At 67.9% G+C, this 14,176-nt stretch carries 19 protein-coding genes; 5 read left to right on the top strand and 14 right to left on the bottom strand.

The features are described 5' to 3' along the window. Window positions 1–96: 96 nt before the first annotated feature. Both acs and GKO32_RS05520 read left to right on the top strand, forming a co-directional pair. A complete protein-coding gene (acs, locus tag GKO32_RS05525) occupies window positions 97–2,064 on the top strand; it encodes an acetate--CoA ligase (protein WP_154755670.1) in 1,968 nt (655 codons plus the stop codon). Between the two features lie 16 nt (window positions 2,065–2,080). Next, a complete protein-coding gene (locus tag GKO32_RS05520; protein WP_154755669.1) occupies window positions 2,081–2,713 on the top strand; it encodes an acetate uptake transporter in 633 nt (210 codons plus the stop codon). A 28-nt stretch (window positions 2,714–2,741) separates the two neighbouring features. On the opposite strand, the gene GKO32_RS05515 is transcribed toward GKO32_RS05520, so the two are convergent. The 4 genes from GKO32_RS05515 to GKO32_RS05505 are packed head-to-tail and all read right to left on the bottom strand — an operon-like array spanning window position 2,742 to window position 3,799. Further along, a complete protein-coding gene (locus GKO32_RS05515) occupies window positions 2,742–2,906 on the bottom strand; it encodes a hypothetical protein (RefSeq protein WP_154755668.1) in 165 nt (54 codons plus the stop codon). Then, window positions 2,903–3,028 (bottom strand): hypothetical protein, encoded by a 126-nt coding sequence (locus GKO32_RS39660; RefSeq protein WP_281353759.1) that lies wholly within the window; start codon window positions 3,026–3,028, stop codon window positions 2,903–2,905. The genes GKO32_RS05515 and GKO32_RS39660 overlap by 4 nt, the downstream gene beginning before the upstream one ends. 2 nt (window positions 3,029–3,030) lie before the next feature. Beyond that, window positions 3,031–3,378, bottom strand: coding sequence for an ArsR/SmtB family transcription factor (locus GKO32_RS05510; protein WP_154755667.1), 348 nt, complete (start codon window positions 3,376–3,378; stop codon window positions 3,031–3,033). Beyond that, complete coding sequence (locus GKO32_RS05505; protein ID WP_154755666.1) at window positions 3,368–3,799, bottom strand: SRPBCC domain-containing protein; 432 nt, start codon at window positions 3,797–3,799, stop codon at window positions 3,368–3,370. Before GKO32_RS05505 ends, GKO32_RS05510 begins: the two co-directional genes overlap by 11 nt. 90 nt (window positions 3,800–3,889) lie before the next feature. Here GKO32_RS05505 and GKO32_RS05500 point away from each other — a divergent pair, with 90 nt between their 5' ends. Beyond that, window positions 3,890–4,462, top strand: a complete 573-nt coding sequence (locus GKO32_RS05500; protein ID WP_154755665.1) for a TetR/AcrR family transcriptional regulator — start codon at window positions 3,890–3,892, stop codon at window positions 4,460–4,462. 4 nt (window positions 4,463–4,466) lie between these two features. On the opposite strand, the gene GKO32_RS05495 is transcribed toward GKO32_RS05500, so the two are convergent. The 8 genes from GKO32_RS05495 to GKO32_RS05460 form a co-directional block, all read right to left on the bottom strand. Next, window positions 4,467–5,561: an acyl-CoA dehydrogenase family protein gene (locus GKO32_RS05495; protein ID WP_154755664.1), complete on the bottom strand. Its 1,095-nt coding sequence runs from the start codon at window positions 5,559–5,561 to the stop codon at window positions 4,467–4,469. Next, entirely contained in the window at window positions 5,558–6,739 is a 1,182-nt protein-coding gene (locus GKO32_RS05490; RefSeq protein WP_154755663.1) for an acyl-CoA dehydrogenase family protein, read from the bottom strand. Before GKO32_RS05490 ends, GKO32_RS05495 begins: the two co-directional genes overlap by 4 nt. Then, window positions 6,736–7,953 (bottom strand): acyl-CoA dehydrogenase family protein, encoded by a 1,218-nt coding sequence (locus GKO32_RS05485; RefSeq protein ID WP_154755662.1) that lies wholly within the window; start codon window positions 7,951–7,953, stop codon window positions 6,736–6,738. Before GKO32_RS05485 ends, GKO32_RS05490 begins: the two co-directional genes overlap by 4 nt. A 2-nt stretch (window positions 7,954–7,955) precedes the next feature. After that, window positions 7,956–8,975, bottom strand: coding sequence for a phosphotransferase family protein (locus GKO32_RS05480; protein WP_312867515.1), 1,020 nt, complete (start codon window positions 8,973–8,975; stop codon window positions 7,956–7,958). Window positions 8,976–9,050: 75 nt separating this feature from the next. Further along, window positions 9,051–9,503, bottom strand: a complete 453-nt coding sequence (locus tag GKO32_RS05475; protein ID WP_154755660.1) for a MaoC family dehydratase — start codon at window positions 9,501–9,503, stop codon at window positions 9,051–9,053. Window positions 9,504–9,507: 4 nt separating this feature from the next. Continuing rightward, window positions 9,508–10,269: a 3-oxoacyl-ACP reductase FabG gene (fabG, locus tag GKO32_RS05470; RefSeq protein ID WP_312867514.1), complete on the bottom strand. Its 762-nt coding sequence runs from the start codon at window positions 10,267–10,269 to the stop codon at window positions 9,508–9,510. A gap of 83 nt (window positions 10,270–10,352) precedes the next feature. After that, entirely contained in the window at window positions 10,353–11,000 is a 648-nt protein-coding gene (locus tag GKO32_RS05465; RefSeq protein ID WP_154755659.1) for a DUF998 domain-containing protein, read from the bottom strand. A gap of 451 nt (window positions 11,001–11,451) precedes the next feature. Next, window positions 11,452–11,898: a MarR family winged helix-turn-helix transcriptional regulator gene (locus tag GKO32_RS05460; protein WP_154755658.1), complete on the bottom strand. Its 447-nt coding sequence runs from the start codon at window positions 11,896–11,898 to the stop codon at window positions 11,452–11,454. Between the two features lie 48 nt (window positions 11,899–11,946). Between GKO32_RS05460 and GKO32_RS05455 the strand changes: the two genes are divergently transcribed. Then, complete coding sequence (locus GKO32_RS05455) at window positions 11,947–12,339, top strand: DUF5313 domain-containing protein (RefSeq protein ID WP_376765927.1); 393 nt, start codon at window positions 11,947–11,949, stop codon at window positions 12,337–12,339. Window positions 12,340–12,361: 22 nt separating this feature from the next. Here GKO32_RS05455 and GKO32_RS05450 read toward each other — a convergent pair whose 3' ends face one another. Beyond that, window positions 12,362–12,781: a MarR family winged helix-turn-helix transcriptional regulator gene (locus GKO32_RS05450; RefSeq protein ID WP_312867513.1), complete on the bottom strand. Its 420-nt coding sequence runs from the start codon at window positions 12,779–12,781 to the stop codon at window positions 12,362–12,364. Window positions 12,782–12,856: 75 nt separating this feature from the next. Between GKO32_RS05450 and GKO32_RS05445 the strand changes: the two genes are divergently transcribed. Further along, window positions 12,857–13,468, top strand: coding sequence for a maleylpyruvate isomerase family mycothiol-dependent enzyme (locus GKO32_RS05445; RefSeq protein WP_154755657.1), 612 nt, complete (start codon window positions 12,857–12,859; stop codon window positions 13,466–13,468). A 77-nt stretch (window positions 13,469–13,545) separates the two neighbouring features. On the opposite strand, the gene GKO32_RS05440 is transcribed toward GKO32_RS05445, so the two are convergent. Further along, window positions 13,546–14,124, bottom strand: a complete 579-nt coding sequence (locus GKO32_RS05440; protein ID WP_154755656.1) for a TetR/AcrR family transcriptional regulator — start codon at window positions 14,122–14,124, stop codon at window positions 13,546–13,548. Window positions 14,125–14,176: the final 52 nt, after the last annotated feature.

The following is a 14,176-nucleotide window of genomic DNA, read 5'->3' as shown; positions in this document are numbered from 1 at the left end:
CCGCTCATCCCGGAAAGGGGACCGTCCGTCGTGGACACCTGACCATCGGCGCGAGGGACGAATATCGTCGCGACCCGCGACGATTGGAGAGTCCGGATGAGCAACGAGGCGTTGTCGAACCTGTTGACCGAAAACAGGACTTTTCCCCCATCGGAGGACTTTGCCGCCAACGCCAACGAAAAGGGCGATGCCTATGAGCGCGCCCACGCCGATCGCGAGGCGTTCTGGGCGGAGCAGGCGGAGCGGTTGCATTGGGACACGAAGTGGTCCCAGGTGCTGGATTGGTCGGGTGCCCCGGTCGCGAAGTGGTTCGTGGGCGGGAAGCTGAATGTGGCCTACAACTGTGTGGACCGGCATGTCGAGTCCGGGCACGGGGACCAGGTCGCCATCCACTGGATCGGGGAGCCCGGCGACACCCGCGACCTCACCTACGCGCAGTTGAAAGACGAGGTGTGCCGAGCGGCGAACGCGTTGATCTCGCTGGGGGTGTCGGCGGGGGATCGGGTCGCGATCCAGTTGCAGATGGTCCCCGAAGCGATCGTCGCGATGCTCGCCTGTGCCCGCATCGGCGCCCCGCATTCGGTGGTTTTCGGAGGTTTTTCCCCGACGGCGTTACGGCAGCGGGTGGATGACGCGGCGGCGAAAGTCGTGATCACCTCCGACGGGCAGTACCGGCGCGGGAAAGCGACTCCGACAAAAGCCAACGTGGATGAGGCGCTGGCGGGCGCCGAATCGGTGGAAAAGGTGATCGTGGTGCGCCGTACCGGCGACCCGGAGACCCCGATGACCGAGGGCCGGGACGTGTGGTGGCACGACCTCGTCGACGAGCAGTCTGCCGAGCACACACCGGAAGCCTTCGACGCCGAGCACCCGCTGTTCATCCTCTACACCTCGGGCACGACGGGGAAACCGAAGGGGATTCTGCACACCTCGGGCGGATATCTGGTGCAGGTCGCCTATACGCATCAGGTGGTGTTCGACCACAAACCCGGGGTGGACGTGTACTGGTGCACCGCGGATATCGGCTGGGTGACCGGGCACTCGTACATCGTGTACGGGCCGTTGGCGAACCGGGTCACGCAGGTCGTTTATGAGGGCACGCCGAACACCCCGCACGAGGGGCGGCACTGGGAGATCATCCAGAAGTACAAGGTCTCCATCTACTACACCGCCCCGACGTTGATCCGCACGTTCATGAAGTGGGGCGACGACATTCCCGCCCGCTATGACCTGTCGTCGCTGCGGGTCCTCGGATCGGTGGGCGAGCCGATCAACCCCGAAGCCTGGATCTGGTACCGCGAACACATCGGCCGCGGTGAGATCCCGGTGGTGGACACCTGGTGGCAAACGGAAACCGGCGCCATCATGATCTCCCCGTTGCCTGGCGTCACCGCAACGAAACCCGGGTCGGCGCAGAAACCGCTGCCCGGGATCTCAGCCATCATCGTCGATGACACCGGGAAAGAAGTCCCGCGCGGCGGCGGTGGTTACCTCGTGCTGGACAAGCCCTGGCCCGGGATGCTGCGCGGGATCTGGGGCGACGAGCAGCGTTACCGCGAAACCTACTGGGCACGCTTCGCCGATCAGGGCTACTACTTCGCCGGTGACGGCGCCAAGTACGACGGCGACGGCGACATCTGGCTGCTGGGCCGGGTCGATGACGTGATGAACGTGTCCGGGCACCGCATCTCCACGACCGAGGTCGAGTCGGCGCTCGTGTCGCACGCCACCGTGGCCGAGGCCGCGGTCGTCGGTGCGACCGATCCCACGACCGGCCAGGGCATCGTCGCGTTCGTCATCCTCCGTGGCAACGCCGCGGACGGTGGGGAACAAGCCGTGCAGGACCTGCGCAACCACGTGGTGAAGGAAATCGGGCCCATCGCCAAACCCCGCCAGATCATGATCGTCCCCGAACTTCCCAAGACCCGCAGCGGCAAGATCATGCGCCGGCTCCTGCGCGACATCGCCGAAAAACGTCAGATCGGCGACGTCACCACCCTCGCCGACTCCAGCGTCATGGACCTCATCACCCAGGGCCTGCAAAGCCGGAAATCCGAAGAATGACAAGGAGTTGCTCGCCATGACCACGGCAGAGGCCGACCGTAAAGCCACCGCGCCGTCGGCGGCCGGACCGGTCGATCCCACTCAGCACATCGCCGACCCAGGACCGCTCGGGCTCGCCGGGTTCGCGGCCACCACCTTCGCACTGAGCGCGGTGAACGCCGGATTGGTGGCCAAAGCGATCGAACCCGTCGTGCTGCCGCTCGCGCTCTTCTACGGCGGGCTCGCGCAGCTGCTCGCCGCCATGTGGGAGTTCCGCAAGAACAACACCTTCGGTGCCACCGCTTTCGGCACCTATGGTGCGTTCTGGCTGTCGTTCGCGTTCTACGTATGGCAGTTCGCCGACCGGATTCCCCCGGCCGACGCGGCCAACGCGACCGGATTGTTCCTGCTGGTGTTCACCATTTTCACCGGCTACATGGCAATCGCGTCCCTGCGCACCAATGCGGCGCTCGTGGGCGTTTTCGTCCTGTTGTTCCTGACGTTCCTGTTCCTCACCATCGGGGAATACTCGGGCGCGAATTCCATGGCCAAACTCGGCGGCTGGCTGGGCCTGGTCACCGCGGTGGTCGCCTGGTACACGTCGTTCGCGGTGGTGTTGAACAGCACCTTCAAGAAGACCGTGCTACCGGTGGTGCCGCTGCGCCGCTGACGATGCCGCGTGAGGGGGCCTGGTGACGCTAGGCCCCCTCACCCTTGTCGGCTGCCCTGGCGATCCGCTCGATTTCGGCGCGCCGGTTTTCCCAGAAGCCGGCGGCCGGGTCCTGCCGGGCCATGCTTTCCGCGTCGGCTCCCGTCGCCCCGTCGGGCTGTTCGCGCAGGACGAGGATCTTGAACAGGGTCATGTCGGGTTCCGCCACCACGGCGGGTGGCCGGGGACGCTGAGGTCGAAATCGGTGATCGTCGCATCGGCGTGCTCGGTCGCCACCATGTCGGTGCCGCGCCCGCCCCACGTCCCCTCACCCATGTTCACCCCCCGTGGTCCTCATTGGTCTCCAGGTGCTTTGTCAGCGCCTCCAGCGGACCGTCCCAGTCGCGGGCCAGTGCGGCCAGGAACTGTTGCGCCACTTGCATCGGCGCCGAGCGCAACCGGTACCGCACGCGGCGGCGCTCGCCCGGTTCGGCGGTGACCAGGCCGGCGTCGGCGAGCAGCGTCAGGTGTTTGGCGATCGCCTGCCGGGTGATCGGCAGGCGCCCGGCGAGGTCTGTGGCCGTGGCCGGACCACCCGAAGCCAGCGCGGCCAGGATGCCACGCCGGCTCGGGTCGGCCAGTGCGGTGAAGACCTGCTCCGCGACCGCCTCGATGTCAGGCGGCATCGAGGTAGTCGGCCAGTTCGCCCAGTTCGCTCGCCCAGCCCTTGGTGTTGCCGTCGAACGCCGCACGGTGCTCGTCCTCGGGCAGCTGCGCGAAGCCCGACTCCACCACGGTCAGCCGGGTGCCGGTGCCGGCCGGTTCGAGCGTGAACTCCACATAGGTGCGGCGGGGGTCGTCGTCGGGCAGGCCGTAAATGTGCCACGTGTAGCCGAAAACCTTCGGTTCCTCCACCCGTTCGACGCGCATTTCCGCCCGTGCCCCGTGGTCCCACGTCATCTCCGCGGCCCCGCCGGGGCGCAGGTCGATCTTGGCCTGGTTGCCGAACCACGTGCCCAGCCCCTCCGCCGTGGTGAGCGCCGCCCACACCTTGCCCGGCGGGTGTGCGAGCTCGACGGTCCGTTCGATGCGGTCGGGAAAAGCCATGTCTGCCTCCGAATATGTAGCAACTGAATGGTTGCCACATTATGGCAACCTGTTGGTTGCGTCAAGGGGGCCGGCAGGTAATCTCGGCTCATGGTCGATGACTCGGTACCGAACCGCCTGCTGTCGGCAGCCACGAAGTTGTTCGCACAGAAGGGATTCGACCGGACGTCGGTGCAGGAAATCGTGGCCGCGGCCGGGGTCACCAAGGGCGCGATGTACCACTACTTCGGTTCGAAGGACGATCTGCTGTCCGAGATCTACGGCCGGGTGCTGCGCCTGCAGACCGAGCAACTGGAGACCGTCGCGGGCACCGATGCGCCGGTGTCAGACCGGTTGCGCCGCGCCGCGGCCGACGTCGTGGTCAGCACCATCGAGAACCTCGACGACACCACGATCTTCTCGCAGTCGATGCACCAGCTCGGCCCGGAACGGAGCAGGTCCGTCCGGGCCGAGCGGCGTCACTACCACGAAAAGTTCCGCTCCCTCATCGAGGAAGGGCAGCGCGACGGGGTGTTCGCCGGCACACCGGCCGACATCGTGGTCGACTTCTTCTTCGGCGCGGTGCACCACCTCGGCGCGTGGTACCGCACCGGCGGCCGGCTGTCCGCCCGTGAAGTGGGGGAGCACTACGCCGATCTCCTGCTGACCTCCCTGCGTCCCTGACCGTTCAGGCGGGCAGGTTCACCAGGGTCGCCAGCGCGGCGCGGTGCCGGCCCGGGGTGCCGAGCGCGAGCTCGTCGGCCTTGGCGCGCTTGAGATACAGGTGCGCCGGGTGTTCCCAGGTCATGCCGATCCCGCCGTGCAGCTGGATCGCCTCCTCCGCCGCGTGCACCGCGACGGACGCGCACGACGACTGCGCCACCGCCACCGCGATCCCCACGTCGTCGCTGCCGGTGGCCAGCGCGTCCGCGGCGTTGCGGGCCGCCGCGCGCGCCATCGCGATCTCCAGGTACAGATCGGCGAGCCGGTGCTTGAGTCCCTGGAAGGAACCGACGGGACGGCCGAACTGGTAGCGCTGCTTGACATAGGCGACTGTCTCATCGAGACACCATTGCGCCACCCCGAGTTGTTCCGAGGCGAGCAACCCGGCGCCGGTGAGCACCGCCCGCTCCAGCGCCGCCGCGGCCCGGTCCGGCCCGGCAAGCAGTCGCCCGGGAACCCCGTCGAGCGTCACGTCGGCGAGACGGCGGGTCAGGTCGAGCGCGCTCGCCTCGGTGACCGTGGCGCCGTCGACGGCATACAGCGCGGGCCCGGCGGCGGTCACCGCGGGCACGATCAGCACGTCCGCCACCGGTGCGTCGGCCACCAGGCTGATCTGTCCACTGAGGACATCGCCGTCCGCCCTGACCGTGGCCGGGAAATCCGCGCCGGGCCACCGGGTGAGTGTGATCGCCAGCGCCCCGGTCGCCTCACCCATCGCGAGCCGGCGAACCAGTTGACCGGAATTTTCGGTGCCACACGCCAATAACGCCGACGTGGCCAGTACGGCGCTGCCGAGGAACGGCACCGGCGCCACGGCCCGGCCCAGTTCCTCGAGCACCACGGCGACTTCACGGGCGGACGCGTCCTGCCCGCCCAGCTCCTCCGGTACCAGCAGGCCGACCAGTCCCAGGTCCGCGAGCGTCTGCCACAGCTTGAGGTCGTACGGCTCGGCGGTTTCGGTCCGCGCCAGCACCGAAGCGGCGTCCGCGCGCGCTTCGAGCAGGTTGCGGACACTGGCCCGCAGGTCCTCCTCGATATCCGAGTACAGCAGGTCACTCATCGCGGCAGGTCCTTCCAGGCGATGTCCTTGTCGACGCGGGGTTCCGAAGGCAGGCCGAGTACCCGCTCGGCGATGATGTTCCGCAGTACCTCGGAGGTGCCGCCTTCGATCGAGTTGCCCTTCGCCCGCAGGTACCGGAATCCGGGGTCGCGGCCGATCATGTCGACGCTCTCGGGACGCCGCATCGCCCATTCGCCATAGCGCAGCCCGTCCTCGCCGGCCAGTTCGACCTCCAGGCCGGTCAGTTCCTGTTGCAGCTTGGCAAAAGCCAGCTTCATCGCCGAACCCTCCGGCCCCGGCGCGCCGATCGCGAGCTGCTGGCGCAACCGGTCAGCGGCCAGCCGTGCGGTTTCCGCGCCGACCCACAGCCGCAGCAGCCGCTCGTGCAGGTCCGGCGTGCGCTGTTCGGGATGTTCGCGCCAGGTGTTCGCGACGATCCCGATCAGCCCGCCCTCGCGGGGCATCGCGTTGCCGCCGATCGCGAAGCGCTCGTTCATCAGCGTCGTCTGTGCGACCTTCCAGCCTTCGCCGACCGCGCCGAGCCGGTTGGTGTCCGGCAGCCGGACGCCGGAGAGGAACACCTCGTTGAACTCGGCTTCGCCGGTCAGCTGCCGCAGCGGGCGTACCTCGACGCCGGGCGCCGTCATGTCGCAGATGAAGTAGGTCATGCCCTGGTGCTTGGGCACATCCGGATCGGTGCGGGTGACCAGGATCGCGAACTTCGCCAGATGCGCGACAGAGGTCCAGACCTTCTGCCCGGTGATCACCCAGCCTTCCCCGTCGCGGACCGCGCGGGTACCGAGCGCGGCGAGGTCGGAGCCCGCGCCCGGTTCGGAGAACAGCTGGCACCACACCTCTTCACCGGTCCACAGTGGACGGAGGTAGCGCTTCTTCTGTTCCTCGGTACCGAATCGCAGGATGGTCGGCGCCGCCATACCCAGCCCGATCATGATCCGGCGCGGGTTGTTGTCCGGTGCGCCCGCCGCCGCGAACTCGGCGTCCACAACAGACTGTAGTTCCCGTGGCGCGTCGAGCCCGCCCAGCCCGGCGGGGTAGTGCACCCACGCCAGGCCCGCGTCGAAGCGAGCGCCGAGGAACTCCAGCCGCTCGGTGGTCTTCGGGTCGTGCTGAGCGAGGAACTCTTGAACGCGCGTACGCAGATCTTCCGCGGTGGTCATCGGTTCTCCTGGTACTTCTTCAGTTCACGGTGTGCCAGCGAACGCTTGTGCACCTCGTCCGGTCCGTCCGCGAAGCGCAGCGTCCGGATGCCCGCCCACATCTCGGCGAGCGGGAAGTCCTGCGACAGCCCGCCGGCGCCATGGGCCTGGATGGCCTTGTCCAGAATCCATTCCACAGTGGACGGTGTAGCGATCTTGATCGCCTGGATCTCGGTGTGCGCGCCGCGGTTTCCCACGGTGTCCATCAGCCACGCCGTCTTGAGCACGAGCATCCGCAGCTGCTCGATCCGCACCCGCGACTCGGCGATCCAGTCCTGCACCACGCCCTGGTCGGCGATCGGCTTGCCGAACGCGGAGCGGCCCAGCGCCCGCCGGCACAACAACTCCACGGCGCGCTCGGCGATGCCGATCGAGCGCATGCAGTGGTGGATGCGTCCCGGCCCGAGCCGGGCCTGCGCGATGGCGAACCCGGCGCCCTCCTCGACGAGCAAGTTCTCCGCGGGCACCCGCACGTCGTCGAAGATCACCTCGGCGTGCCCGCCGTGTGAACTGTCGTCGTAGCCGAACACCTTCATCCCGCGCTTGACCGTCAACCCCGGCGTGTCACGGGGGACGAGCACCATGCTCTGCTGCCGGTGCGCGGCGGCCTCCGGATCCGTCTTGCCCATCACGATGAAAATCGCGCAGGCGGGATTCATCGCGCCGGTGATGTACCACTTGCGGCCGTTGATGACGTACTCGTCGCCGTCACGCACGATGCTCGTGGTGATGTTGCGTGCGTCGGACGAAGCGACGTCCGGCTCGGTCATCGCGAACGCGGAGCGGATTTCCGCGCCCAGCAACGGTTCCAGCCACTGTTTGCGCTGCGCCTCGGTGCCGAACTGCGCCAGCACTTCCATGTTCCCGGTGTCCGGTGCGGCGCAGTTGAGCGCGATCGGGGCCAGGTGCGGGCTGCGGCCGGTGATCTCGGCCAGCGGCGCGTACTGGAGGTTGGTCAGGCCGGACCCGTGCTCACCGGGCAGGAACAGGTTCCACAGGCCACGTTCGCGCGCCGCCGCCTGGAGGTCGGAGATCACCGCCGGCGGTGACCACGGATTCTCCCGCTGCGCCAACTGCTCCTCGAAGACCGGTTCGGCCGGGTAGATGTGGGAATCCATGAATTCGAGCAGCTTTTCGCGAAGCTCCTCGGTGCGCGCGTCGAAGGCGAAGTCCATCGTCAGTCCTTGAGTGTCTCGTTGCCCAGCGTGACGAGCGGGCCGACCAGTTCTCCGATGTGGTCGAACCCGGCGCCCACGGTCTGGCCATGGCGGTACCGGTAGAAGATTCCTTCGAGGATCACGGCGAGCTTGAAGAACGCGAAGCCCAGATACCAGTTCAGCGCGGAGACGTCGCGGCCGGAACGCTCGGCGTAGCGCGCGATCACCTCGTCGGTGCCGGGATAACCCGGCGCCAGGCTGACGTTCGACACGAACCCGACGTCCTTCTTGCCGACTTCGTCGTAGGCCACCAGCAACGCGAGGTCGGTGAGCGGGTCGCCGAGAGTGGACATCTCCCAGTCCAGCACCGCGGCGATCCGGTCATGCGAGTCGACGAGCACGTTGTCCAGGCGGTAGTCCCCGTGCACGATGGCCGGGGCGCCCGAGACAGGCAGGTGTTTCGCCAGCCGCTCCCGCAGCTGGTCTATACCACTGATGTCACGGCTGCGCGAGGAGTCCAGTTGCTTGCCCCACCGCCGCAGCTGGCGTTCGAGAAACCCTTGCGGGCGCCCGAAATCTCCGAGGCCGACCGACTCCGGGTCGACCGCGTGCAGCTCCACCAGCGTCCGCAACAGCGCGTCCGCGATGGCCGCCGTCCGTTGTGGACCGAGCGGCTCGAGCCGGTCCGCGTACCGGTAGGCCGAGCCCGCCACGAACTCCATCACGTAGAACGGCGCGCCGATCACCTGGGTGTCCTGGCACAGCGTGATCGTCGCCGGTACCGGCACCGCGGTGGGGCGCAGCGCGCTGATCACCCGGTGCTCCCGTGTCATGTCGTGTGCGGTCGGCAGGACGTGGCCCAACGGCGGGCGGCGCACCACCCAGCGGGACTCACCGTCACCGACGATGTAGGTGAGGTTCGATCGGCCGCCCGGCACGACCTCGGCCGTCAGCACGCCTTTGACGAGACCGGGCACCTGCTCGTCGAGATGGGCACGCAGCCGCACGAGGTCAAGCCCCGGCGGGTGTTCCTCACTCACGTCTCCTCCATTCAAATACCGACCAGTCGGTATGTTGTGGGCCAGTGATGGCACGCCGCCCCCGCCGGCCGGTCGTCAGGCGAGCAGACGCCCGACGAACTCGGCCACACAGGCGGGTTTCGGCTCGCCTTCGATCTCGACGGTCCACCTGACGACAGTCTGCTTCCCGCCCGGGACATCGGTGACCTCGGCGAGCTCCGCGGTGCCGCGGACCTTCGCGCCCACCTTGACCGGCTGCGGGAACCGCACCTTGTTCAGGCCGTAGTTGATGGCCATCTTCAGGCCGTCGACGCGATAGGTCTGGGCGCCGAATCGGGGAAGCAGCGACAAAGTAAGGAACCCGTGCGCGATGGGGCCGCCGAACGGGCCCTGGTTCGCCTTTTCCACGTCCACGTGGATCCACTGGTGATCCGCGGTCGCGTCGGCGAACAGGTTGACCTGTTCCTGGGTCACGGTGTGCCATTCGCTGCTGCCGAGCTTTTCGCCGACCGCGGCGGCGAACTCGTCCAGGCTGGAGAAAACGCGCATCTGCTCAGTCCCTCGGTCCGCCGGCGACGTAGATGACCTGCCCGGAGACGAATCCCGCCCCCTCGCTCACCAGGAACGACACGGTGTGCGCGATGTCGTCCGGGGTGCCGACGCGCTGCACCGGGATCTCCCGTGCGTTCGCGGCCTTGAAGTCCTCGAACGACATCCCGACGCGCTCGGCCGTGGCCGCGGTCATGTCGGTGGCGATGAAGCCCGGCGCGATCGCGTTCGCGGTGACGCCGAACTTGCCCAGTTCGATCGCCAGCGTCTTGGTGAAGCCCTGCATGCCCGCCTTGGCGGCGGCGTAGTTGGCCTGACCGCGGTTGCCCAGCGCCGAGGTGCTCGACAGGTTGACGATGCGGCCCCATTTCTGGGCGGTCATGTGCTTCTGTACCTCGCGGGTCATCAGGAACGAGCCGCGCAGGTGCACGTTCAGCACCGCGTCCCAGTCGTCGTCGGTCATCTTGAAGATCAGGTTGTCCCGGATGATGCCGGCGTTGTTGACGAGCACCGTGGGCGGGCCCAGCTCCTGGACCACCTTCGCCACGGCGGCGGTGACCTGGCCGGTCTTGCTGACGTCGAGTGCGACGCCGACCGCCTTGCCGCCGCCGGCGACGATGTCCTCCGCGCCTTGCTTGACCCCGGCTTCGTCCAGATCCAGCAGTGCGACGGCGAACCCGTCGGCGGCCAGCCGCCGGGCGACCGCGGCGCCAATACCCCGGCCGGCGCCGGTGACGATGGCGACCCGGGAATGGGACTCGGTCACGGACTTCCTCCTCCACGTTGAGCTGAGCGAGCGCTTAGTAAGCTACCGCCAACCGTCGCGCATCGGTAGTGCTGTAACCCAATTCACGCGCCGGAGCGTAGTAACGGAACGGCCAGCGTCGCGACCGCCAGCAGATCGACGAGCGCCATCACCCGCTGCACCAGGCCGATCGGCACGAACGTCCACCACGGCCCGCCCCCGGAGAGCATCACCACGACCCCGGTCAGGATCAGGGCGAACAGGCCCAGCGCGGCGAGGGACAGGACGCGCGCCACCCACCGCCAGCCGACGTCGTCCGGAAACGCCCGGCCCGAAGCGATCAGAACCCCGGCCGGCAGCACGATGAACCCGATGATGCTCGCGATGCGATGCACGGTGCCGCCGGTACTCGGGCCGACTGCCCAGTCGGTCTTGGGGAACGCGGCGACGATCAGCAGGCTCACCGTCCACACTCCGCCGGCGAACAATGCGGTCGCCGGCATCGTGCGCCGCAGCGCGTGCAGGACGAACAGCACGGCCGACCCGGTCGCGATGAGGATCAGCGCGAGGTTGAAGATCCACTTGTTCGGGCTCAGGCTGTACTCGCTGATCGTGCGGCGCAGCGGGCTGATCGCGTTGGTGGGCGGCACGAATTGCAGCAGCAGCACCAGCAGCGCCCCGCCGATGATGGCGATGGCCCCTCCGGCGCCGAGTACACCCGGCACCCGGCCCGGGGTTTCGATGGCGGTCATCATCCGATCGTAGAAGAGCCGCACCCACGATTTCCGTGCTGGAACAACGGGTGCTGGGCAAAGCCGCCCGGAAGGTGTCGGTCATCGGACTGGGGACGTGGCGGCCGGGCGCGGACTGGCGTGAAGTCGGCGAGGCGCACGCTGTGCCGGCCGGGCATGGACCGACCGTTGACGGCGCAACGTCGGGTTCGAGCCCGATCATCCTGAACCCGTTCAAGCTCAGTCATTGGAGCGTGCGCCGCCCGCCGAGGCCGGGCTCGGCTTCATCGCGCGCGTGCCGGTGTCGAGGCGGCCGCGGAATTCGCATCGCCGGCGCCCGGGGCGCGACCCCGGCGTGGCGGGAACGCTCAACTCGCGCGCCGCGAACGGTCGACTCGCGCGTCGGGAACGCGCAACTCGCGCGTCGGGAACGGTCAACTCGCGCGCCGGGAACGCGCAACTCGCGTGGTGGTCACTCGCCGGTTGCGGCGATGACGCGGCCGAGTGCGGCGTGCAGCTGTTCGAGCTCGGCGAGCTCCATGCCGAGCTCCTCGACGACGCGATACGGGATCTTCTCCGCCTCCTTGCGGAACTTGCGCCCGGCCTCGGTGAGCTCGACAAGCAGCGCGCGCTCGTCGGACCGGTTGCGTTCGCGCGTCACATAGCCGAGCGCTTCGAGGCGTTTGAGCAGCGGTGACAGCGTCGCCGGCTCGGCACGCAGCGTCTGGCACAGGTCCTTCACCGTGCGCGGAGCCTTGTCCCACAAAGCAAGCAGCACCAGATACTGCGGATGCGTGAGGCCGTACGGCTTGAGCAGCGGCCGGTAGATCGCGATGACGCTGCGCGAGGCCACCGACAGCGCGAAGCACACCTGCCGGTCCAGGGCCAGCGGATCCGGGCCCAGATCGATCGTGGTCATCACCACTCCATTAGTTAGTGCACTAACTATTAGTCTACTATCGCCTGTGTGAGACAACGTCCCAACCCGGTGCGCTGGATCTGGTACGCGCTCGGCGGCCGTCTGCCCGCCCGATACCGCGACTGGGTCCTGCACGACACCACTTCGAAGACCTGGGTATGGCGGCACGCGGCGCGCAGCACCGTCCTGGTGGGGCCGCTGATGCTGGTGTGGCTCCTGCTCCCGGCGCCGATCCTGCTGCGGCTCGCCCTGGTGCTGATGGCGGCGCTGGTCGGGTACTTCTACTCGTTCGTGTACATGGAGGAAGCGGCCGAGAACCGGCTGGCCAAGCACGGTTTTCCGCGTGGTACCGGCAAACGCGTCCGCGCCGAAGCGCACGCCGAGGAGGACGAGCTGATCCGGCAACGCTATATCGCACAGTACCGCACCCCACGGGAGTAACGCTCGGTCCATAGTGGACGGTTCAGCGGTACGGATCCGTGATCTCGCACAGCTTTTCCAGCGTTTCGCGCAGCTGGGCCATCTTCCGCTTGCCCACGTGCCGGTCCCACTCCGCCTCGATGCGCTCGATCTCGGCCTCGGCGACCACCGACGCTTCCTTCGCCTTGGCTGTCAGGCACACCAGCCGCGCCCGCCCGTCCGTGGGGTCCGGCACCCGCGCGACCCAGCCCGCTTTTTCCAGTTGGTCGACCAGGAAACCGGCGGTCTGCTTGGTCACCTGTGCCGCCTCGGCGAGCTCGGTGAGGCGGCTACCACGCGCGCCGACCCGCTGCAGCAACCGCGCCTGCGCGATCGTGACGTCGAAGCCGGCTGCCGCGATGGCGCCGAGCACCCGGTTCTCCAGGTGGCGATACGGGATGTACAGCAGCAGTCCGGTGTTCACCCGCACTCCTTGACTATAGTCAGAGAGACTGATTAAAGTAGTCAGATAATCGTACCAAATCCGGGCGAGGTGTCCATGGATTCCCACGAGAAATGGGCCGCCATCCAAGCGGCACGGCTCCGCGTGGCCGACCTGCTCGAACAGCTGTCGGACGAGGAGTGGGCAGCGCCGTCGCTGTGCGAACGCTGGACGGTGCTCGACGTCGCGGCGCATCTGACGACCGGTCCGAACGCGTCCGTGCCCGCGGTGCTGAAAGCGATGATCAAGGCGCGGGGGAGTTTCAACCGGATGGTCTATACCACTGCGAAGGACGTTGCGGCGGCCCGCACCCGTGGCGAGCTGGTCGGGCTGATCCGTGAGTCCGCCGGTTCACGTCGTCTCGCGCCGGGGCAGACGCTGGACAACGCGCTGATGGACGTCCACGTGCACGCGCAGGACATCGCCATCCCGCTCGGCCGTGACCATCCGATGCCCGCCGCCGCGGCGATCGCGTCGGCGGATCACCTGTGGGATATCGGTTTTCCCTTCCACGCCCGCCGCGCGTGGGCGGGGCACCGGTTCACCGCGACGGATGTGAAGTGGAGTGTGGGGGAGGGGACGGAGGTCAGCGGCCCCATCAAGGCGGTGGTGATGGTGCTCGCCGGCCGCACGGCGACGGTCCCCCGCCTGACGGGCATCACCCGGTAGCGAGCGCGGGAATCGCATGGCAGCGGCCTGGCCGGTTGACCGGGCCGGCCTCGAGGAAATCGCCGCCGCACTGGGGTTCAGGGGGCTACTGCGCGGGCAACGCAGTCGTGGAGCAGGGCTCGGCGGCGCTGGTGGTCAGCCTCGGGTTCGTCTGCGGTTGCCGTGTAGACGCCGCTGGCCGGTGACCATGCGCTTGCCATCGCGATGACCATGGTGAGCAGGTCGAAGGGATCGCCGGGGCGCAGTTTGCCCGCAGCCTGAGCCTGGGTGATGGCGGTGAGTTTGTGTTCATGCTGGGAGCTGTCGAACCAGCGGCCGGTGGGATGCTGTTCGAGGCGGATCCACGCGATGAGCCGGGCAAGGCCGGGTTGGTGCAGGTTCTGGTCATACAGGCTCACCGCCCAGCCGGGCAGGTCCTCGACATCGAACGGGATGGCGTTGGTGCTGCGCTCGACGCAATCGACCACGACGGCGTCGAACAGGCCCTCTTTGTTGCCGAAGTAACCGTATGCCTGGGCCTTGTTGGTGCTGGCCGCGGCGATGATGCGCTCGATTCGGGCACCGGCGATACCGTGCCGGGCGAATTCCTCGGTGGCCGCATCAAGGATGCGTCGCCGGGTGGCTGCGCCGCGCGGTGTGGTCGGCAGTTCAGGCATACCCCAGGGTAACAGACAGAAAAGTAGGTTTGCCTATGAACGGCTTGGCGTT

It is taken from the genome of Amycolatopsis pithecellobii (assembly GCF_009707865.1).
Classification (GTDB): Bacteria; Actinomycetota; Actinomycetes; order Mycobacteriales; family Pseudonocardiaceae; genus Amycolatopsis_E; species Amycolatopsis_E pithecellobii.
Note: the sequence above shows the minus strand (reverse complement) of the source record. Positions and strands in the feature narration are given on the sequence as shown.

Bases quoted from the DNA above. Each gene is read 5' to 3' on its own strand.
- acs (WP_154755670.1), top strand. From the start codon at position 97: ATGAGCAACGAGGCGTTGTCGAACCTGTTGACCGAAAACAGGACTTTT.
- GKO32_RS05520 (WP_154755669.1), top strand. From the start codon at position 2,081: ATGACCACGGCAGAGGCCGACCGTAAAGCCACCGCGCCGTCGGCGGCC.
- GKO32_RS05515 (WP_154755668.1), bottom strand. From the start codon at position 2,906: ATGACCCTGTTCAAGATCCTCGTCCTGCGCGAACAGCCCGACGGGGCG.
- GKO32_RS39660 (WP_281353759.1), bottom strand. From the start codon at position 3,028: ATGGGTGAGGGGACGTGGGGCGGGCGCGGCACCGACATGGTGGCGACC.
- GKO32_RS05510 (WP_154755667.1), bottom strand. From the start codon at position 3,378: ATGCCGCCTGACATCGAGGCGGTCGCGGAGCAGGTCTTCACCGCACTG.
- GKO32_RS05505 (WP_154755666.1), bottom strand. From the start codon at position 3,799: ATGGCTTTTCCCGACCGCATCGAACGGACCGTCGAGCTCGCACACCCG.
- GKO32_RS05500 (WP_154755665.1), top strand. From the start codon at position 3,890: ATGGTCGATGACTCGGTACCGAACCGCCTGCTGTCGGCAGCCACGAAG.
- GKO32_RS05495 (WP_154755664.1), bottom strand. From the start codon at position 5,561: ATGAGTGACCTGCTGTACTCGGATATCGAGGAGGACCTGCGGGCCAGT.
- GKO32_RS05490 (WP_154755663.1), bottom strand. From the start codon at position 6,739: ATGACCACCGCGGAAGATCTGCGTACGCGCGTTCAAGAGTTCCTCGCT.
- GKO32_RS05485 (WP_154755662.1), bottom strand. From the start codon at position 7,953: ATGGACTTCGCCTTCGACGCGCGCACCGAGGAGCTTCGCGAAAAGCTG.
- GKO32_RS05475 (WP_154755660.1), bottom strand. From the start codon at position 9,503: ATGCGCGTTTTCTCCAGCCTGGACGAGTTCGCCGCCGCGGTCGGCGAA.
- GKO32_RS05465 (WP_154755659.1), bottom strand. From the start codon at position 11,000: ATGACCGCCATCGAAACCCCGGGCCGGGTGCCGGGTGTACTCGGCGCC.
- GKO32_RS05460 (WP_154755658.1), bottom strand. From the start codon at position 11,898: ATGACCACGATCGATCTGGGCCCGGATCCGCTGGCCCTGGACCGGCAG.
- GKO32_RS05445 (WP_154755657.1), top strand. From the start codon at position 12,857: ATGGATTCCCACGAGAAATGGGCCGCCATCCAAGCGGCACGGCTCCGC.
- GKO32_RS05440 (WP_154755656.1), bottom strand. From the start codon at position 14,124: ATGCCTGAACTGCCGACCACACCGCGCGGCGCAGCCACCCGGCGACGC.